18 protein-coding genes are annotated in these 18,516 nt (G+C 63.2%); 2 read left to right on the top strand and 16 right to left on the bottom strand.

Annotated elements, in window-relative coordinates; genetic code table 11:
• Positions 1-24: 24 nt before the first annotated feature.
• The 10 genes from RAD15_RS22090 to RAD15_RS22045 form a co-directional block, all read right to left on the bottom strand.
• The gene (locus tag RAD15_RS22090) at positions 25-1,026 is read right to left on the bottom strand and encodes a formate dehydrogenase subunit gamma (protein WP_458180289.1); all 1,002 of its coding nucleotides are present in this window, start codon (positions 1,024-1,026) and stop codon (positions 25-27) included.
• Positions 1,027-1,065: 39 nt separating this feature from the next.
• Complete coding sequence (gene fdh3B / locus RAD15_RS22085) at positions 1,066-1,662, bottom strand: formate dehydrogenase FDH3 subunit beta (RefSeq protein ID WP_458180288.1); 597 nt, start codon at positions 1,660-1,662, stop codon at positions 1,066-1,068.
• A 12-nt stretch (positions 1,663-1,674) separates the two neighbouring features.
• Complete coding sequence (locus tag RAD15_RS22080) at positions 1,675-4,617, bottom strand: formate dehydrogenase subunit alpha (RefSeq protein WP_458180287.1); 2,943 nt, start codon at positions 4,615-4,617, stop codon at positions 1,675-1,677.
• A gap of 14 nt (positions 4,618-4,631) precedes the next feature.
• Positions 4,632-4,841 carry a twin-arginine translocation signal domain-containing protein gene (locus RAD15_RS22075; protein ID WP_458180286.1) on the bottom strand — a complete coding sequence of 70 codons (210 nt, stop codon included), beginning with the start codon at positions 4,839-4,841 and terminating at the stop codon, positions 4,632-4,634.
• A 29-nt stretch (positions 4,842-4,870) separates the two neighbouring features.
• Positions 4,871-5,650: a molecular chaperone TorD family protein gene (locus RAD15_RS22070; protein WP_458180285.1), complete on the bottom strand. Its 780-nt coding sequence runs from the start codon at positions 5,648-5,650 to the stop codon at positions 4,871-4,873.
• A gap of 137 nt (positions 5,651-5,787) precedes the next feature.
• Positions 5,788-6,399: a DUF3306 domain-containing protein gene (locus RAD15_RS22065; RefSeq protein ID WP_458180284.1), complete on the bottom strand. Its 612-nt coding sequence runs from the start codon at positions 6,397-6,399 to the stop codon at positions 5,788-5,790.
• Complete coding sequence (locus tag RAD15_RS22060; protein ID WP_458180283.1) at positions 6,396-6,911, bottom strand: DUF3305 domain-containing protein; 516 nt, start codon at positions 6,909-6,911, stop codon at positions 6,396-6,398. Before RAD15_RS22060 ends, RAD15_RS22065 begins: the two co-directional genes overlap by 4 nt.
• On the bottom strand, positions 6,908-7,915 hold the full coding sequence (locus RAD15_RS22055) for a DUF6352 family protein (protein ID WP_458180282.1): 1,008 nt from the start codon (positions 7,913-7,915) through the stop codon (positions 6,908-6,910). The genes RAD15_RS22060 and RAD15_RS22055 overlap by 4 nt, the downstream gene beginning before the upstream one ends.
• Entirely contained in the window at positions 7,912-8,451 is a 540-nt protein-coding gene (locus tag RAD15_RS22050; RefSeq protein WP_458180281.1) for a DUF6505 family protein, read from the bottom strand. The genes RAD15_RS22055 and RAD15_RS22050 overlap by 4 nt, the downstream gene beginning before the upstream one ends.
• Positions 8,448-9,134 (bottom strand): biotin/lipoate--protein ligase family protein, encoded by a 687-nt coding sequence (locus tag RAD15_RS22045; RefSeq protein WP_458180280.1) that lies wholly within the window; start codon positions 9,132-9,134, stop codon positions 8,448-8,450. Before RAD15_RS22045 ends, RAD15_RS22050 begins: the two co-directional genes overlap by 4 nt.
• A 218-nt stretch (positions 9,135-9,352) precedes the next feature.
• On the opposite strand from RAD15_RS22045, the gene RAD15_RS22040 reads away from it, so the two are divergent.
• Together RAD15_RS22040 and RAD15_RS22035 are read left to right on the top strand one after the other, a co-directional pair.
• Positions 9,353-11,323 carry a 4Fe-4S binding protein gene (locus RAD15_RS22040; RefSeq protein WP_458180279.1) on the top strand — a complete coding sequence of 657 codons (1,971 nt, stop codon included), beginning with the start codon at positions 9,353-9,355 and terminating at the stop codon, positions 11,321-11,323.
• Positions 11,324-11,373: 50 nt separating this feature from the next.
• Positions 11,374-11,673, top strand: a complete 300-nt coding sequence (locus RAD15_RS22035) for a hypothetical protein (RefSeq protein WP_458180278.1) — start codon at positions 11,374-11,376, stop codon at positions 11,671-11,673.
• A gap of 5 nt (positions 11,674-11,678) precedes the next feature.
• On the opposite strand, the gene RAD15_RS22030 is transcribed toward RAD15_RS22035, so the two are convergent.
• The 6 genes from RAD15_RS22030 to RAD15_RS22005 all read right to left on the bottom strand — a co-directional run bounded on the left by RAD15_RS22030 (position 11,679) and on the right by RAD15_RS22005 (position 18,497).
• A complete protein-coding gene (locus RAD15_RS22030) occupies positions 11,679-12,968 on the bottom strand; it encodes a c-type cytochrome (protein WP_458180277.1) in 1,290 nt (429 codons plus the stop codon).
• A gap of 525 nt (positions 12,969-13,493) precedes the next feature.
• Positions 13,494-13,814: a hypothetical protein gene (locus RAD15_RS22025; protein WP_458180276.1), complete on the bottom strand. Its 321-nt coding sequence runs from the start codon at positions 13,812-13,814 to the stop codon at positions 13,494-13,496.
• 318 nt (positions 13,815-14,132) lie between these two features.
• Entirely contained in the window at positions 14,133-14,993 is an 861-nt protein-coding gene (locus RAD15_RS22020; RefSeq protein ID WP_458180275.1) for an acyl-CoA acyltransferase, read from the bottom strand.
• Positions 14,994-15,003: 10 nt separating this feature from the next.
• On the bottom strand, positions 15,004-16,158 hold the full coding sequence (gene metA / locus RAD15_RS22015; RefSeq protein ID WP_458180274.1) for a homoserine O-succinyltransferase MetA: 1,155 nt from the start codon (positions 16,156-16,158) through the stop codon (positions 15,004-15,006).
• Positions 16,159-16,185: 27 nt separating this feature from the next.
• Entirely contained in the window at positions 16,186-17,460 is a 1,275-nt protein-coding gene (locus RAD15_RS22010) for an O-acetylhomoserine aminocarboxypropyltransferase/cysteine synthase family protein (protein WP_458180426.1), read from the bottom strand.
• Between the two features lie 95 nt (positions 17,461-17,555).
• Positions 17,556-18,497 (bottom strand): amino acid--[acyl-carrier-protein] ligase, encoded by a 942-nt coding sequence (locus tag RAD15_RS22005; protein WP_458180273.1) that lies wholly within the window; start codon positions 18,495-18,497, stop codon positions 17,556-17,558.
• Positions 18,498-18,516: the final 19 nt, after the last annotated feature.

Here is an 18,516-nt window from a genome sequence, read left to right as displayed (position 1 = left end):
CGTCCGCTCTCAGGCCGTCCCGTTTTACTCGGCCGCCGCGGTTGCGGGGTGCGGCCGTCCGTCGTTCGGTCCCGTTCGCGCCATCTGCTCGTCGAGCCAGAGGCTGTGGTGTTCGCGCGCCCAGTTGACGTCGACCTCGCCTGAGCCCATCGCCTCGAACGCACCTTCCATTCCGATGGTGCCAATATAGATGTGCCCGATCATCGCCGCGACAAACAGCACGGCCACAATGGAGTGGACGATCTGGGCCATCTGCATGGCCTCGATCCCGGTCATATAGAACGGGAACATCAGCGCGTACCCCGTGATTGCAACCAGACCGCCGCCGATCACGACGATCCAGTAGATCATCTTCTGGCCGGCATTGAAGCGATAGGCCGGCGGATGATCGTGACCGATCAGGCCGCCGCCGCGCCTGGCCCAATCAACATCCACCTTGTTCGGGATATTGCCGCCGATCCACATCAGGAAGATCAGGACGACGCCGATGGTGAACGGGAAGCTCAGATAGTTGTGGGCGTACTTTGCCCATTGCGACCATTCGGAGAAAGCTTCGAAGCCGATCAGCGGCAGCAGCAATGGCCGCCCGAACGTGATGTTCAGCCCGGAAATGGCCAGGACAATGAAGCAACTCGCGGTCATCCAGTGCACGAAGCGTTCAAACATGTTGAAGCGCACGATGGTGCGGCCCGACCGTCCGGCTTGGAGACGTACCATCCCGACCGTGAGATAGAAGATCACGATGATCGCGATCATGCCAAGGATGGCAACGCCGCCGACCCAGCGCAATGTCACATTGCGGAACTCCCGCCATTCCCGCCCCTGCGGTTGCTCGAGAACGCCGGACCGCTGATCGGGAATGCTGACGCGACCCTGGATCCGGTTGAGCTCCTGCAGAAGCTGCTGCTCCTTGACCGCACTCGCGGTCGGATTGACCTGCTGAGCACTTGCGGGCGCCGCCATGACCAAGAGAAGCAGCGCGCACGCGCCGAAAGCCAGGCGAATGATCCTCTCAAATGACGCCATCACGTCCTCCCGGTGTTGCGCGCCCTTCGGCTGTCCATTTCAGGATTCGATCGTCTCGCGATACGCGGTCGTCCAGCCCCACGCGCCCGAGCCGTAGCCGCGCTTCATGACGCGCTCCTTGTAGATCTGGGCAATGATCTCACCGTCGCCGGCGAGCAGCGACTTGGTCGAGCACATTTCGGCACACAGCGGCAGCTTGCCCTCCGCCAGGCGGTTCGCGCCGTACTTCTCGTATTCCTCCTTGCTGCCGTCGGCCTCCGGGCCGCCGGCGCAGTAGGTGCATTTGTCCATCTTGCCGCGCGAGCCGAAGTTTCCGACCTTCGGATATTGCGGCGCGCCGAACGGACAGGCGTAGAAGCAATACCCGCAGCCGATGCAGAGATCCTTGGAATGCAGCACTACGCCATCGGCGGTGGTGTAGAAGCAGTTCACCGGACACACCGCCGCGCAAGGCGCGTCGGTGCAATGCATGCAGGCCATCGAGATCGAGCGCTCGCCCGGCTTGCCGTCATTGATGGTGACGACGCGGCGCCGGTTGATGCCCCAGGGCACCTCATGCTCGTTCTTGCAAGCAGTGACGCAGGCATTGCATTCGATGCAGCGGTCGGCGTCGCAGAGGAATTTCATACGGGCCATCGTCGTTGCTCCTTATGCCGCCGCGATCTGGCAAAGCGTGACCTTGGGCTCCTGCATACCCGTCGCGGGATCGTATCCGTAGGTGGTGATGGTGTTCGCGCTTTCGCCAAGAACGATCGGATCAGTCCCCTTCGGGTAGGCGCTGCGAAGATCCTTGCCTCCCAGCCAGCCGCCGAAATGGAAAGGCATCCAGGCGACGCCCTTGCCGACGCGCTCGGTGACGAGCGCCTTCATCCTCGCCCTGGAATTGTTCTCCGCGCCCGTGACCCAGACCCAGCCGCCGTCCTTGACGCCGCGATCGGCAGCATCGGCCGGATTGATCTCGATGAACATGTCCTGCTGCAGTTCAGCAAGCCACGGATTGGTACGCGTCTCCTCGCCACCGCCCTCATACTCGACCAGACGGCCCGAGGAGAGGATGAGCGGGAACTGCTTGGCAATCCCCCTCTCCACGGCAGCCTTCTGCACCGAGAAGCCAATATTGGGCATGCGGAACTGCTTGGCATCGGGCAGCGTCGGGTATTTCTCGACGAGGTCGACGCGTGGCGTGTAGATCGGCTCGCGATGGACCGGAATCGGATCAGGCAGGCCGAAGGCGTTCATGCGAGCCTTGCCATTGCCATAAGGCACGCAGCCATGCTTGAGCGCGACCCGCTGGATGCCGCCCGAGAGATCGAGCGACCACGACACCGAATCCGGATTGGTCGGATTGACCTTCATGATCGTGGCCATCTCCGCTTCGGTGAGATCGGTGTCCCAGCCGAGCTTCTTCAGGCTCGCCAGCGTGAATTCGGGATAGCCGTCCTGGATCTCGGAATCCTTGGAATAGGATTTGTCGGCCAGCAGGCTGACCTTGCGCGTGGTTCCGTCCGGCAGCTTCTCTTCGCGCTCGATGCCGAAGCGTGGCCGGAACGTGCCGCCGCCGTCCATCACCGCGAGATTGGTGTTGTAGAGCAGCGGCGTGCCGGGATGCTTGACTTCCGGAGAGCCCCAGCAGGGCCACGGCAGGCCGTAATAATCGCCGCCGACCTCGGGATCGTCCTTGGGCGCGCGCATCGTCAGCATGTCGAACTTCGCCTGGTTCTTCATGTGCGCCTTGAGCCGCTCCGGCGACTGGCCACAATAGCCGGTCGACCAGCTGCCACGGTTCATCTCGCGCAGCACATCTTCCGCCTCAGGCAGGTTGTTCTCGACCTTGATCTTCTTGAACATCTGGTCGGCGAAGCCGAGCTTCTTGGCCACCAGATAGATGATCTCGAGGTCGTCCTTGGATTCGAAGATCGGCTTCACGATCTGCTCGCCCCATTGCAGCGAGCGGTTCGAGGCGACCCGGGATCCCTTGCACTCGAATTGCGTGGCCACCGGAAGAATGTAGATGCCATCCTTGCGGCCGGCCTCCACCGCCAGCGAAGCCCAGGTCGTGGGATGCGGGTCGGCAATGACAAGCAGCTCCAGCGCCTTCAGGCCCTTGAGAGACTCCGGAATGCGCGTGATGCTGTTACTGGCGTGTCCCTGAACGAACACGGCCCGCACATTGTCCTTCTGAGCGACTTGATCTTTCGGCAGCGTCACCGCCTCGAACCAGCGGGTCAGCGGAATGCCGGGAGTTTCCATGATCTGCTTGGAATCAAAGCGCGACTTCAGGAATTCGTAGTCAACTTCCCAGACCCGCGACCAGTGCTTCCAGGCGCCCTCGGCAAGGCCGTAGTAGAACGGCAACGTCACGATATCGAGTCCGACATCGGTCGCGCCCTGCACGTTATCGTGGCCGCGGAAGATATTGGCGCCCATGCCCCGTCCGCCGACATTGCCGGTCATGAGCAGCAGGATGCAGCTCGCGCGCACATTGGCTGTGCCGACGGTCTTCTGGGTCTGGCCCATGGCCCAGATCAGTGTCGACGGCTTCTCGGTGGCGAACATCTTGGCCACCCGCTTGAGCTGTTCGCCGGGAATGCCGGTGACGCGCTCGACCTCTTGCGGATTCCATTTCTCCACTTCCTTGCGGAGATCGTCGAAGCCGTAGACGCGCTGCTGGATGAATTCCTTGTCCTCCCAGCCGTTCTGGAGGATGTGCCACATGATGCCATAGAGCACCGGAATGTCGGTGCCCGGACGCATCCGCACGTATTCCGTCGCGTGCGCGGCGGTGCGCGTCATACGCGGGTCGATGACGATGAAGTTGGCCTTTTGCAGCTCCTTGCCCTCGAGCAGATGCTGCAACGAAACCGGATGCGCCTCCGCCGGATTGCCTCCCATGATCATCTGGGTCTTGGCATTGCGAATATCGTTGTAGCTATTGGTCATCGCGCCGTAGCCCCACGTATTGGCGACGCCGGTGACCGTGGTCGAATGGCAGATGCGTGCCTGATGGTCGGTGTTATTGGTGCCCCAGAACGCCCCGAGCTTGCGGAACAGATAAGAGCCTTCATTGGTCATCTTGGCCGAGCCGAGCCAATAGACGGAATCCGGGCCCGATTTTTCGCGAACCTCGAGGATCTTGTCACCGATCTCATTGATCGCGGTGTCCCAGGAGACGCGCGTCCATTGGCCATTCACGAGCTTCATCGGATAGCGCAGACGCCGCTCGCTGTGCACCAGCTCGCGCACGGAAGCGCCCTTCGCGCAATGCGATCCGCGATTGATGGGAGACTCCCAGCTCGGCTCCTGGCCGATCCAGACCCCGTTCAATACCTCCGCGGTCACGGTGCATCCGACCGAGCAATGCGTGCAGATGCTCTTCTTGACGGTGGCGCCGACGGTCAGCGGACCCGCCACGGCCGCTTCCGCTTTGCGCACGCCTGAAACCGGCATGGCGCCGAGTGCCGCGAGCGCGCCACCCGCAAGACCGGACCGGCGCAGGAAGGTGCGGCGGTCGAGACCGGTGGTCTGGCTTGCCAGGGTGTTCGCGACGGTGCCGCGGTGATCGGAACGCTGGTGTGTTCGCTTGATAAGCACGGGCAGCCTCCCTCTCAAGCCGGATAGCGATTGACGCGGTAATAGGCCTTCACGTGGTCGGATTCCTTGTAGCGCGCCTTGCGCTTCTCATCGTCCTTCTCGCTGTCCGCCTGCGCCGAGCCGACCAACGGCGTCGCGAGCGTCGCGCCGGCGCCGACCGTGCCGATGCCGACCTTACGCAAGAAGTCGCGGCGTCCGACCTTGGCTTTGGTTTCTTCACTCATCGCATCTCTCCCGGACCGACGCGCGTCGATCAGTTGGCGAATGTGAATGCTTCCGTCTCGATCCCGATGAAGGTGCGACCGAGCGCGCCGACCGCCCGATAGAAACGGGCGTTCCCGGCGCTCTCGATGTCGGCGAACAGCCGCGCCATCCAGGGCGACACATGTTTTTCGAAGAAGGCGCGCTGGGCCTCGGACGAGACGCCGAAGTGTCCGTCGGCAAGGCCCGACATGATCTCGCACAGGATGGCGGCGGAATCCTCGGGTTCGGAATTGTTGGCAACCCGCTCGATGCCGAGCCTCGCCAGGTCCGCACGCAGGCGCGACAATGGCCGTTCGTTGAGGAAGCCGGTGAGATAATAGGAGGCGTAAGGCAGCAATTCGCCGCGACCGAGCCCCACGAACAGATCGAAATATTCGCGCTCGACCTTCGCTGCAACGGTGCTCGAGGCGGCGTCGGCGAGCGTCACATGCGCGCGCCCGAGTGGCGTTGCATCACCAGTCAGTGCGGCAAGCCGGTCAAGCAATCGTCTCGACGGCGGCGCAGACAGCAGCGTTGCCAGCAGCGCGTATTCCTGCGCACGCGCAGCATCGACGGGATCGACGAGCTCTGGGGGGACGACTTGTTCGCTGTAGAGATCGGGCCGCAGGTCGTTGCGAGGAACGCCGGTGGCGGTTTCGACTGCAATCACCCGTTGTGCGGGCACGCGAGTCCAGTTCGAGACGGACGGCTGGCTGATGCCGATTTTGCGCGCAAGCTGGGCTATGCCGCCTGCGGCATCGATCGCGCGATCAAGCCCGTCATCACGCACGTGGACCTCCCATCCAAGAGTCCCGTCTGCTTGATTATTGCTTTTTTAACAAAGCACTAAGGAGAAGCGTAATCCTGGTTCCACGAACCGTCAATCGCCCGCCCATAGCCCCGGCCTATAGTCTTTGGTCGTGCTGCTCAGTGCGGCAGTGCACCGCCATGCGTACGCGGCCTGACGGGCTCGGCAAAATCCGCAGATCTGTCCGCCACCGTCGGTTGCGCTGCAGCAGGGATCGCCGGGCATTCCGCTTCGACCGGCGGCTCGACGACGTCGGATACGGCTGTCGTATCGGCTTGATGCAATTGCGCTGAAGAATCCGCGGTTTCAATCGCCCCCTCGGGGAGAGACCGGACCGCCTCACGCACCCCGCCGACGATGCGGTCGACGAGTGCGGCCAGTTCCTCCGAGGAGCAATCGAGTGGCCCAAAACCCGGCATCGCGGTCGGATCGTTGAAGTCCCACGCATTCTCGGCGAGCCCGACGAAGTCGCGAATGGCGGGATCGGCCGCCCAGGCGCGTCGAAGGGCCGCACGGCTCAACTCCTGCGGAATACCCTTGCTCAGGAAGGCGGTGACGTCGGTCGCAGCATTGATGTCGTCGATCGACGGCAGGCTCGAGAGATCGACTTCGCTCTCGTCGTCCTTGGCCTCGGACGGCGGCGTGGGCTGCGGCCCGACAGGCTCCGCCGGTTCCGCCTGCGACTCGCGCTTGCGGCGTGACCAGCGTGCAAGGAACTCCTCGTCACTCATTCCTGTCCGCCTTCATGTTCGCGGCGCGCCAGCGCCTCCGGGTCGGCGCGGCGCCGCTCGCGCTTGACGAATTCCCGCTCGACATGGTGCTCGGCCACGAACCTTTCAATGATTTCGCGCAGCACCTCCGGCATCGGCACGGCCTCGACGAGATTGTCGGCGGCTTCGGTAAAACCCTCGCCCTCCGCGGGATCGGCGGTAACCGCGGTGACGGCGTAGGGCCAGGCGCCTTCCGAAGGCGACAGCACAGTCCAGATGCTCGGACTGCCGGAAGCGAGATTGTCGCGATAGCGTGCCGTCTCGGACGGATAGAGATCAACGGTCGCGCTTCCGGCGTAGAACAGCGTCGTGCCGTCCTGCTCGCGAAGCACGGTCCAGGGTCTTGTGGCCGGCTCGTCCGGCAGGACGGCAATCCCACGCCAGACGAAATCGACCCAGGGCGAGTCAGCCTTGCGCCGCTCGACCACGACGCCGATGGCAATGGACAACAATGGCGACGCCGCAGGGCTCATGTCACCATCTCCAGGTGCTTCACCGGCAGCCCGGTCAGCAGATTCTGCGGCTTCAACCGGAGCTTCTGATCCATCGTCATCGACAAAATCAGGTAGACCGGCTCGTCCCCGACATCGTCAAGCGCGCGGCTTGAATCCGCAAAGGTCAGGCGGAACAATGCGAGTAATCGATCGGCGCTGGGCTGATCGAGTTCCTCGCCATGCCAGAGGCGGTCGCCGAGCTTGGTGGCATCGGCATCGAGCCCGACATACCAGCTGAGCTTCGCGTCCTGCAACGCGCGCAGCGGCTCGATCACGACGTCGATGCCAAGCAGATGGGAGATCCAGCGCGTCATCGCCTGCGCCAGCGCGGCTGGTCCGCGTCCGCCGGCCGTGAGGTCAAGGGCCATGTCGAACTGGTCGCTGCGCTGCCAATAGGCCCCGACATTCTCCTCGCTCAACACGTCGACCACCGCATCGGTGGTGGCGCCCAGCATCGACATCAGCGAGAGCACCGGGGTCGGGTTCCGGCCGCCGACGATCTCCTCGTCACCGAGCAGCAGGGCCTGCTCATGCGGAAGGATCCGCTGCATCCGGAAGAACAGCTCGGCCGCACGCAGCACGAACGGGTCGTCGCAACCATCAAGCGCATTGCGCAGGATGACATGCACGAGCTGATTGACGAACAGCGGCGGCAGGTCGTTTGCGCCTGATCGCACCGATGCAAGATAGGCGGCTTCGAGCGTCGGATGTCGCAACAGGAGATCGCGAAAGGCCAGCACGAACTGCCAGTTCTCCCGGGCGTCGGGATCGGCAATCCCGACGATGTCGCCGACGCTGACCGGTTGGCGCGGGTCGGCGAGCAATTCACGGTGCAGCCTGCGTTCAACCGGGCACGCATCCTCCGGCGGCATCAGTTCGGGACGGGCAATATAGGCCTTGAGGAATTCGTCGGTGACGCACAGTCCACCGCTCTCGTCGCGCTCGAGCAGATGATGGCCGCAGGCGATCCAGAAATCGTTCATCTGGCGGTTGGCCCCCGGCCCAGATGCGCAAGCTTGAGACCGCTGTCAGGCTCGATGTCATCCTCCATTTCCATGAACGAGAACGCCTTGCCATGCCGATGCCCTTCGCGGAGCTGCAGTCGGCGGAAGGACTCGCGGACCTCACCGTCGTTTGCCGTCCGGTGCACCGCAATAAGGGAGCTGATCGGATGGCTGCAGAGCGACCGCGAAAATGCCACCTCTTCTTCCGCGGCCGTCTTCGCAGTCGCCATGTCCGGCGCTCCGAAACGATCGACGAGTTGCCCGGCAAGGAGATCGACCAGGCTGCGGTAATCCTCCTCGGTCGCCGGAACGATCTGCGTCAGTGTCGACCAGCCCCAGGATTGCACCCCGAGGAAACCGCTGCGAAACGCCGCGCGCTCCTTGCCTTCGAGCTTTCCGCCACCGCGATCCCAGAAGCGAAAAGCGCCGGAGACGGCCCATTCACCCGGCTCCGCCGCCACGTCGAACACGAAGGTGTCGGAGGGATCGAGCGCGATAGTACGCAGGAGCTTCACAGCCGCGGCCCTCCGCGTACCGGATCGAGCCAGGATGGCGCGGCGAGCGCCTGCACGAGGTCGCCACGTTCGATCGCGCCCATCCCGATCCGGCGCGTGAGGAGATCACCGCGATCGTCGATGCGCTGAACGGTCTGCCGCTCGCGCGGCATGCGGGAAAGATATTCGCGCGCGACGCCGTCAAAACCGTCCGCCTGCCAGCCATCGAATGCCAGCATCAGGTGCCGGGCAAAGCTCTCCGTGACCTGCGCCGCGCCGGCCTCACCAAAGCCTTCCTGGTCGAGCGCCGAGGCGAGCGGATGAACACCCGGCTCGTCGTCATTCATGGCAATCGTCCGGATCATCGCTCCGAACACCAGCCAGGGCGGCGGCTCCTCCTCAACGGCCGCGAGAGGCCATCCCATGCGGCCGCCGCCGACCAGACCTCCGTTGATCCTGACGGCGTCCGGCCAGCCGATCGCGATCGGCTTGCTCGGCGGCGCACAGGCGCGCAGGGCATCGGTGAGCGCAACCATGCCGGCGTAGAACGCGCGCCGCGCGCTACGCAGCGGCTCGGCCGGCTCGAGCACCACGGCGAACTCCGCCAGGTCAAAGCGCCCAACATAGACGAGCGTCCCGGCGCCACTCTCCGGTGCAATGCGGCATGCGTGGGCAAAAGCGTCGCCACTCTCGCGCAACCGCACCAATGTGAACGGCGGCGGGAGGTGGATCGGTTCCGCCAGGGAAACGTGGCTCACTGGGATCGACGGCAGGCCGTCCTCCGCTTTCCTTTTCTTCCCGGTGGATAATGTCTATACGAGGTGAAGGGCCGGCGCGAGTCCGTCGTCGGCGCCCGAATGGCGGAGGGGTTACCCTGGAGCAGCCATCGAAGACCGTCCTGATCTGCTCGTGCGAAGACACGATGCGTCTCGACGTGACCACGATCCGGCGAGGATGCCCCAACAGCGACGTCAAAGGCTTTCGCCATCTCTGCGGCGCCGAGCTCGATCACTTCCGTAACGCAGCCGCCGGTGGCGGCGCGCTGACGGTCGCTTGCACGCAGCAGGCCGCGCAGTTTGCTGAGGAGGCCGCCGAGCGGCCTGATGCGATCAGCTTCGTCAACATTCGCGAAACGGCCGGATGGTCGCGGGACGGCGCAAGGGCCGGTGCGAAAATGGCCGCCCTGCTCGCATCCGCTCCCATCCCGGCCCCGGACTATCCGCTCGTTACCTTGTCGAGCGAGGGCGTGGTCCTGGTCTACGGGCGCGATGAGGCTGCGATCGAGGCAGGCCGCCTGCTTGCGGATCACCTCGACGTCACGGTGATGCTGAAGCAGCTCGATGAGATGGTGCCACCCGCTGCATCGATCTTCCCGATCGTGAAGGGCACGATCCGCTCCGCGAAGGGACATTTCGGCGCCTTCGAGCTTGCGATCGACGATTATGCGCGTCCCCGCCCCTCCTCGCGCGATCGCTTCGTGCTGGACGCGCCGCGAAGCGGGGTCACCTCGCGCTGCGACATCGTGCTCGACTTTTCCGGCGGAAAACCGCTATTTCCTGCACACGAGCTGCGCGACGGCTATCTTCGCGGAGATCCGAACGATCCCGCCGCGGTGCTTCGCGCCGTGCTGACCGCCCGTGATCTCGTCGGCAGCTTCGACAAGCCGAGATATGTTGACGTTACGCCCGGTCTTTGCGCCCATTCGCGCTCGAACCGCACGGGGTGCCATCGCTGCCTCGATCTCTGCCCGACCGGGGCGATCACGCCCGTCGGCAATCATGTCGAAATTGATCCGAACATCTGCGCGGGCTGCGGCCAATGCGCCGCCGCCTGCCCGACCGGCGCGGCATCCTATGCGCTTCCGCCCGCCGATACGCAGCTACAAAGAATTCGAGCCATGCTGCTCACGTACCACGAGGCCGGTGGCACGAATGCAGTTCTGCTCTTTCATGACAGCCCGCATGGCACGCCGTTGATCGAAGCCCTGGCGCGATACGGCGACGGCCTGCCGGCGAACGTGCTTCCCTTTGCCGTCAACGAACTCACCCAACTCGGGCTGGAGGCGATCGTCGGCGCCTTTGCCTATGGCGTATCGGCGGTACGGTTCCTGCTGCGCGCAAGACCACGCCATGATGTAACCGGACTGACGCAGACGATCGGCATGGCCGAAGCGATCGTTGGTGGCCTCGGCTTCGAGGGCCGTCGCCTCGCCACCATCGAAACGGACGATCCCGATTTCCTCGGCGAGCATTTGGCTGATATCGGCGCGCTCGCAGCGGTCGCAACGCACGCGACCTTCAAGACGGTCGGCAAGCGGCGCGACCTTTTGCGGTTCGCCCTGAGCGAGCTGCACCGTCTGGCGCCGAAGCCGGTCGACGTGATTGCCCTGCCGCCCGGTGCGCCGATCGGCGCAATCAGCGTTGATACCAGCGGCTGTACGCTGTGCCTCTCTTGCGTCTCGGTTTGCCCAACCGGCGCGCTGCGCGACGATCCCGAGCGGCCCGTGCTGAAGTTCGTCGAGGATGCCTGCGTGCAATGTGGCCTGTGCCAGAGCACCTGTCCGGAAAGCGTCATCAGCCTCAAGCCGCAGATCGATTTCCGGGCGGCCCGCGCTCCCGCCGTGATCATCAAGGAAGAGGAGCCCGCGCTCTGTGTCCGCTGCGGCACAGCCTTCGGCGTCAAGAGCACGATCGACCGCGTCGCCGCCAAGCTCGAAGGCCGGCACTGGATGTATCCGGCCGGCGACAAGCGGCTCGAGGCACTCAGGATGTGCGCGGACTGCCGCGTCATCGCCATGAGCGAACAGCAATTCGATCCGTTCAAGGGCATTCCCGAACGAACGCCGCCGCGGACGACGGATGACTATCTGCGCCAGCGCGATGGCAAGGACTAGACGAAACTAACGGACATCTTCGCAGGGTCGGAAACCAAGGAAGCATCACCATGTCTCGTTTGATCACAGCGCTGTCGACGTGCATGATCTCCGTCGCTCTCGCCGGCGGAGTGGCCGAAGCTGCCGCTCCTCCCCCTACCAAGGCGCAGAAGATCGCCGTGAAGCAAGCGATCCTCGCCTGCAAGGCCGAAGCCAAGGGTAAGAAGGTCGCCTGGCTGTCGCGCCGGAAATACGTCAATCACTGCGTTGCGGAAGCTCTAAAGGAGCACCCCAACATCGACGTCATTCAGATCCTCAAGCAACATCCGGAGATGAGGGATCTCCCGATGGACAATTGGGACTCGATCTGATGTCGCTATCGCGACGTCGCGCGGCCAAGGAAGTCGGTCAGCGCACGGCGGTCCTCGGCCGAACCGATGCGCTGCTCCGGCATCTTGGTGCCGGGGGTATAGGCGTTCGGTCCAACCTCGAATAGTCTTGCGACCGTCTCCGGCGTCCAGACGATGTCCATGGTCTTCAGCGCATCGGAGAAGCGATAGCCCGGGAGCGATGCGATCTTGCGGCCGTATAGTCCCGCAAGGGTCGGGCCCGCGCGTTGCGCCTCCTTGTCCGACAGCGTGTGACAGGCAACGCACGCCCGAAATACATCCGCGCCATGATCGTCCGCATAGGCGCCGAGCGGATCGGCCGGCGTTCCCACAAGGTTCGAACCAATGGGATCACCGGTGCGCGCGTTCCAGCGCCTGATCCTGCCGTCCGCACCTCCCGTCATCAGCGTCTCGCCATCCGGCAGGAAGGCGACCGACCACACCGGGGCGCCCGGCCCGACCAGCGTTCGCAGCAGGCCGCGCGACTTGCGATCGATGATCGCCACCGTGCCGCCGATGCTGGCCGCGGCAATCAATGTACCGTCCGCCGACATCGTCAAGGCCACCACCGGTGTAGGACTGGCCGCGACCTCGCCGCTGACCTTGCCGTCAGTGGTCAGCATCCGCAGCATGCCATCGACCGCGCCTGTGACGATTTCACCATCCGGCGCCACGGCCACCGCGTTGAGCGGCGCCGGCAACGCCACGATTTCGGGCTGGCCATCCGGCAAACGCCAGATGCGCAACGTAAGATCATAGCCGACGCTGACGATCGACCTGCCATCCGGCGTGAAAGCGACGCCGTTGACGTTCTGCGAATGCCCTTCGAGCACGCGCGACGCGCCGTCCGACAGCGACCAGAGCCGCACCGTCCGATCCCATGAAGCCGACGCGAGAAGCGCCCCCTCCGGAGAGACCGCGAGCGCGGCGATCGGACCGACATGTCCCTCGAATATCCGGTCCGGCTGCTGCCGGCCTGCCGTCCACAGCGCAATTCGTGCATCGGCACCGGCCGTGACCATGGTCCCGTCCTTCAGAAAAGCGACAGCGTTGACAGCATCAGCATGATACCGCAGCACTTGCTCCGCCGTATCAGTCTTTAGCGACCAGCGAATGGCCGCTGTGTCGAAGCTGCCCGACAAAAGACCGTCCCCATCGGGGGAGATGGCGAGCGCCCGTACGGGGCCGCCGTGTCCGGCCATGTCGGCGTGCACGGATGATACGGCAAAGATGGCCCACAAGGCTGCGGCGCCGCCCGCGCAGAAAGGTAGTCTCATTGACCCTCGCCGCGTCACGTTCACGCTCTCAAGATTGCCAGAAGAGCCGACGGAGGAGAATAACCGAACCGATCTACTTGGCCGGTGCCGTCGTGCTCTTGGACGATCCGTGAGGCGCGGCCTGCATTCCAGGCGGACTCTGACCTTGGGGACTTTCGGCGGGCGCGCCACCCGAACCTGTATTGATTGGGCCCGTCCAGCCTTGCGGCTGTGGTTGGCCCCTTTCCTCGGGCGGGGTTGGTCCCGCAGATGAGTTGGTTTGCGCAGGTTGGGCGGAGGCGCTCTGGAAGAAGCAGAGTGCTGCGAAGCACAAGATCGTTGTTGGCAGTTTCACGTCGGATCCTCCGGTGCGTGTACTAAACCGGGCAACACCGCCCTGCGTTCCGGAGCGTGCATTGCAATAACCTGACTTCGCGCATCCTCCGCTTGAACGCCGGCGGTCCGGAGACTAGTCTCTTGCTGGTCACGTCAGGGACGACTGACATGCAGGGGCCAACGCGGCCATTTCTGCGGATGATGGCGCGGCTACGCGCTCTGCGCGCGCTTGATGGGCCGCAAGATCCCATTTCCCGAGAAGCGTCGCCCTTCCTGATCCTCGTTGCCATCGTGCTTGCGCTTCTCTTTGCGATATTGGAAGTCGACCTGAATAGCGCGACGCTTCAGTCCCTCGGCTTGATGGGCGATGGATTTTCCGTCGATCCCATCTTCAAGAGCCCATAGGAACGCTTCTCCCCTGATGCGATCAACGAGTTTGCTCGCGGCAAGCGGTGTCGTATAAACACCTTGACGTTTCGATCGACGGAGGCTGCGGATGAAGGCTTTTCTTCTTGGCTGCGTCGCGGCCATGGTGATCGCGATTGCGGGAATGGTGCTCTTGAATCAGGTCCAGGAACCCGTCGCCCAAGCGTTTGCTACGACCGGGGTGCGTCTCTGAGGCACTTGATTCCGGCAAGATACAATCGCCCCCTGGCGCATAGAAAATAATTAGCGCCAGGCGCGATCCGTTACCGAAATCACGCAAGATGTACGCTGGCGGGAGATCGTGCGCAAAGCAGCGGATCGGCGGCTCGAACTATCGCGTGCTTTAGATGCGCAATCGGAAGTCAGGTCTGCACGCGTCGAGAATGCATCGCATCGAGCAACGACGCTTCTGGAACGATGAAGTCACGACCCGTAGATCACGAGTTCAGAATCCGACAGATCGGCGAGCCGGGGGCAGTGGGGACCCTTGAAATATTTGCGGCCGATCGGCTCCCTGTAGATGCCGACGAGGCCGGTCACGGGTCCATTGGCGTCGAGAGCAATCGCCATCCAGCCGTGTCGAACCAAAAAGCGACCTATGTTGCCGGCGCACACGATATAGTCGGCTACACTGGCGCAATAAATCAATTGCATCGACGGCAACCTGATGCGACCGACCCGCATCGGCTGCAGAACGAACGGAAAGGCGCGGCCATCGGCGGCGCGGCATATCAAGACGAGACAGCCGTAGGACGCGTGGCGTGCCAGCAACGCGCCATCGGACTCGGACAATCCGTCGATCGCCTGCGTGCCTCGCCGGACGACCTCCACGCGCATAGCCTTGACCGGGCGCGATATCGCCGGAAAAGAAAAGAACAGGCCGCCGCAATAGCGGCGGAACCCCTGCGCTTCGATGGCTTGCCAAGTCCATTGCGCCGGGCTGATATTGACGTAAGTAACATCCTTGTGTCGCTGCGCGACCTTGGTCAGCATCGGTGCGTAGCTGCGAAAGGCAGGCTCCACATACCAGCTGGAGAGGTTGCACCGGATCGAGACGCTTTCACCATCGTGCCTTGCGGTATGGATTAACAGCAGAGCACCGACCGGCGTCCGGTCATGCTCGAGCATATAGCCGAAGCGGGGGAAGCTGTCGGGCGTCTCGCGCACAGACAGGCGTCGGAAACCGTTGATCCAGTAGTCGCGCGGACGGATCGGGAAGCCGTTTGCCAGAAGCTCGGCGATGGCGTCGAGATCGACTACTTCTATCTCTCGACATCGGATCATGCTCGAACTCTCACTCGTGGTATCCGAGCCGCCTTTTTGCCGCCGGGTTCGGCGCACGCGCCAGATGAGTTGATCGAACGGCAACCAACTTGCGCCGGTGGCGACGTGCCGGAATTCCGGCCGAAGAGAGAGCCGCCTCTCGCGCTCCCGATGAGTTTGAGCGACGGGCTCGCTGCGACACGATGTAGAGTAACCAATTGCGGTATATGCGCTGGGCCGGAAGACGCCAGACGTTGCTCAGGTCCCTCGCCAGCTGATCGGCCGGAAAGTCGGAAAAAAGCTCTGGGCGTCTGTCGGAAAGGGCTTTCTGCCGGAAGGCAATCAGCATCTTTTCCGCGTCCTCGTTCAGATAGCCCCTCGGTATCGTCGGACAGACTTCGTTTTCTCCCCGGAGGAATCGCCCCATGTCCCTTCGATATTCACCCAGCAGGCTCTGGGTTTCATATTCCGGGTGTCCCTGAAAATGGACAAAAAGGCTGTTCTTCTGCTGCTTGACGAAGCAGTCGACCCCAGCCTCCGTCGACCAGGTGAGAACCGAATACCCGCAGTTCGAGAGATCCTCCTCCTGCACCTCGTTCCACCGGGCATGCGGTATCCGGAAGGTCCTCGGCACATCTTGCATCAACGGATGCTGGCTCGTCTTTGCTTGAGCGAAGACACCGAAGCATTTGGCAGGCAGCTTGTGGCGCGCAACGCCGTCCAGGTGCAGGACCGCCCCATGGACGGCCAGGCAGGAAAACACCGACGACACGGTATTCTCCGTCGCCCAGTCGGCGATCTCGGCGAAGGTGGTCCAATATGGTTCTTCCGTCAGGCTGGCGGCCCTGGGTTCGGCGCCTGTCACGATCACTCCATCCAGTCTCCTGTTCAGCAGATCGCCCATGTCGCGGTAGTATCGGCGCACGTAATCGCGCCCCCATTCCGAACGGGGTGTCGACTCCATTGTATAGAAATGCAGCCTGACGCAAAGTCGTCCGGCAGCCGCGTTGAGCAGGTCGAACAGCTGGCGCTCGGTCGACATCAACGCTGCATCCGACATGTTGTTGATGATCCCGATGTCGAGACACTCTCCTCCGCTTCCCGCGGCCGTTTTCGCACCGGCGTTGCTGGGCGCTCTCGAGAGCAGGTGATGTTCGTATGAATCTATGTCGATCAAGACAGTCATTCGAATGCCTTCACGGTTGACGAAACATCAGTTCGCGGCGCAGAGGGCTTGATCGAGATCCGCGAGGATGTCCTCGATGTGCTCAATTCCGACGCTCAGCCTGATCATCTCCGGGCGCACGCCAGCTTTGTCCTGTTCTTCGGCCGACATCTGCCGGTGCGTTGTCGATGCGGGATGGCAGGCGAGCGTTTTGGCATCGCCAATATTGACCAGCCGTTTGCAGAGCTTCAGCCTGTCATAGAACCGCTTGCCGGCTTCGAAGCCCCCCGCGACGCCAAACGTCAGCAGCGAACACGCTCGACCATCCAGATACTTCTGCGTCAGCGCGAAATAGGGGCTGTCGTGAAAGCCCGCATAATTCACCCACGCGACCCGGCCGTCATCGCGCAAGAATCGCGCGACCATTGCACCATTCGCGACATGCCGCTCGATCCGGAGCGCGACCGTCTCAATGCCCTGGAGCAACAGGAAGGCGTTCATCGGCGCCAGCACGGCGCCGGTGGTCCTTTGCGAGACGGCGCGGCAACGCGCAATGTAGGCCGCGGCGCCGTATCGCTCGGTAAAGACCAGCCCGTGGTATGATTTCTCCGGCTCGTTCATCATCGGGAAGCGCCGGCGATGCTCCGTCCACGGGAACCTGCCGCTGTCGACGATGATTCCACCGAGCGTGGTGCCATGTCCGCCCATGAATTTCGTGAGCGACTCCACGATGATATCCGCGCCGAATTCGATCGGCCGGAGCAGGATCGGTGTCGGCACCGTGTTGTCGACGATCAGCGGAACGCCGTGGCGGTGCGCGACGTCGGCCATCGCTTCGATGTCGCAGACGTTTCCGGCAGGATTTCCGACGCTCTCACAGAACACTGCCCGTGTATCATCGTCGATCAGCCTTTCGATATTTTCCGGCCGGTCGTCTTCCGAAAAACGGACCGCAATGCCCTGCCTCGGCAGGATGTGTGCGAACAGCGTATGTGTGGTGCCATAGAGCTGCGGAACCGAGACGATGTTGGAGCCCATCTCCGCAATGTTGACGACTGCATAGTTCACCGCGGCCTGACCGCAGGCCACGCTGAGTGCCTCGATGCCTCCTTCGAGAGCGGCGACGCGCTTCTCCAGCACGGCATTGGTTGGATTGCCGATCCGGGTATAACGGAAACCGTCTACCTCGAGGTTGAAGAGCGCGGCTCCATGGTCGGCGCTGTCGAATGCATAGGAAGCCGTCTGGTAGATTGGCACGGCAACGGCTTTCGTTGCCGGATCGCTTTCGAAGCCGCCGTGGACGGCGAGAGTCTCTCTCCTCATGGTAGCTGGCCCTTGGGCTCTCCGATCCCGGGCTAGCTCCCGACTTCCTTGGCGCATCGGAACTCCTCGATTGCTGAAGGCGCCCAGCGATCGGTCTACGCGAAATTCAGCAGGTCGCGCACCGCGACCGGCCACAGGTCGACGTCCTTGCCGTGGGTATGGAACATGGCGACGGCGAGACGGTCCATTCCGAACGCCACGCAGGCAGTGTGGGCCGGCTCGGAGGCTGCATCGACGATGCCCCATGTCGTGCCGAAATGATCCCGGTGGTAGTTGAAGCTCATGCAGGCGGTCGGTCGGTCCTCGGAACGCAGAGGCACCAGCAGTTCGAACTTCAGCGACTGCTGCTTTTGGCTCACCGCCATCATCTGCCCGACCCGACCGAAGAACGGGTCGTTGGCATGGTCGATTCTGAAGGTCAGCCCGAGATCCCGGGCGATGTTCTGCGCACGTATGATCCACCGCTCCCGGAACGCCGAGACGTGATCAGCCCCCCCGATGCAGACGAATTCGCGCATTCTGAAGGACTGCAGCCGGTCGAGATGGCGCGAGGGTTCGCGACGGAAACAGTCGGCGGCCACGTCGAAGCTCCAGCCCCCTGCCGGCACGGGCCCTCGGCTCGCCGCGATCGGATAAACCGGATAGCAGGCGGCCGGCGACAGGACGAGATCGGCCGGTGACAGCGATGCGGTCCAGTCACCTCCGGCATCGAAACGCCTGACCGCCGCATCGATCTCACTATCCCTGCCGTGCAAGCCACAGACGCAGCCGAGGAGATTGGGAAAGCTTTTCAGGTAACCCGACTTCTCGAGCTGGGCACGATTCATGACCGGCGGGAAGCGCATCACCTCGGTATCCGGTTCGCGATTCCGCGAGATCACCGCCGCAATTCGCTCCACGACGTCTTCGTAAAGCGCGGTGCGGCCGTAGACACCGGGAGAGCCCATCTCATGGAACAGCACATCGGCAAGATGGTCCAACGGATCGGCCGGAGGCGGATTGGCGTCCGCCGGCGCTTCAACAATGGCGATGTTCATCACGCCCTTCCCCTTCAGA

Source organism: Bradyrhizobium sp. 14AA, from assembly GCF_054185205.1.
The sequence above is the reverse complement of the archived record's forward strand: the minus strand, read 5'-3'. Positions and strand labels throughout refer to the sequence as shown.

Excerpts from the sequence above, each read along its gene's own strand:
- RAD15_RS22090 (WP_458180289.1), bottom strand. The coding sequence starts at position 1,026 with ATGGCGTCATTTGAGAGGATCATTCGCCTGGCTTTCGGCGCGTGCGCG.
- fdh3B (WP_458180288.1), bottom strand. The coding sequence starts at position 1,662 with ATGGCCCGTATGAAATTCCTCTGCGACGCCGACCGCTGCATCGAATGC.
- RAD15_RS22075 (WP_458180286.1), bottom strand. The coding sequence starts at position 4,841 with ATGAGTGAAGAAACCAAAGCCAAGGTCGGACGCCGCGACTTCTTGCGT.
- RAD15_RS22065 (WP_458180284.1), bottom strand. The coding sequence starts at position 6,399 with ATGAGTGACGAGGAGTTCCTTGCACGCTGGTCACGCCGCAAGCGCGAG.
- RAD15_RS22060 (WP_458180283.1), bottom strand. The coding sequence starts at position 6,911 with ATGAGCCCTGCGGCGTCGCCATTGTTGTCCATTGCCATCGGCGTCGTG.
- RAD15_RS22055 (WP_458180282.1), bottom strand. The coding sequence starts at position 7,915 with ATGAACGATTTCTGGATCGCCTGCGGCCATCATCTGCTCGAGCGCGAC.
- RAD15_RS22040 (WP_458180279.1), top strand. The coding sequence starts at position 9,353 with ATGCGTCTCGACGTGACCACGATCCGGCGAGGATGCCCCAACAGCGAC.
- RAD15_RS22035 (WP_458180278.1), top strand. The coding sequence starts at position 11,374 with ATGTCTCGTTTGATCACAGCGCTGTCGACGTGCATGATCTCCGTCGCT.
- RAD15_RS22030 (WP_458180277.1), bottom strand. The coding sequence starts at position 12,968 with ATGAGACTACCTTTCTGCGCGGGCGGCGCCGCAGCCTTGTGGGCCATC.
- RAD15_RS22025 (WP_458180276.1), bottom strand. The coding sequence starts at position 13,814 with ATGGCCGCGACGCAGCCAAGAAGAAAAGCCTTCATCCGCAGCCTCCGT.
- RAD15_RS22020 (WP_458180275.1), bottom strand. The coding sequence starts at position 14,993 with ATGATCCGATGTCGAGAGATAGAAGTAGTCGATCTCGACGCCATCGCC.
- metA (WP_458180274.1), bottom strand. The coding sequence starts at position 16,158 with ATGACTGTCTTGATCGACATAGATTCATACGAACATCACCTGCTCTCG.
- RAD15_RS22010 (WP_458180426.1), bottom strand. The coding sequence starts at position 17,460 with ATGAGGAGAGAGACTCTCGCCGTCCACGGCGGCTTCGAAAGCGATCCG.
- RAD15_RS22005 (WP_458180273.1), bottom strand. The coding sequence starts at position 18,497 with ATGAACATCGCCATTGTTGAAGCGCCGGCGGACGCCAATCCGCCTCCG.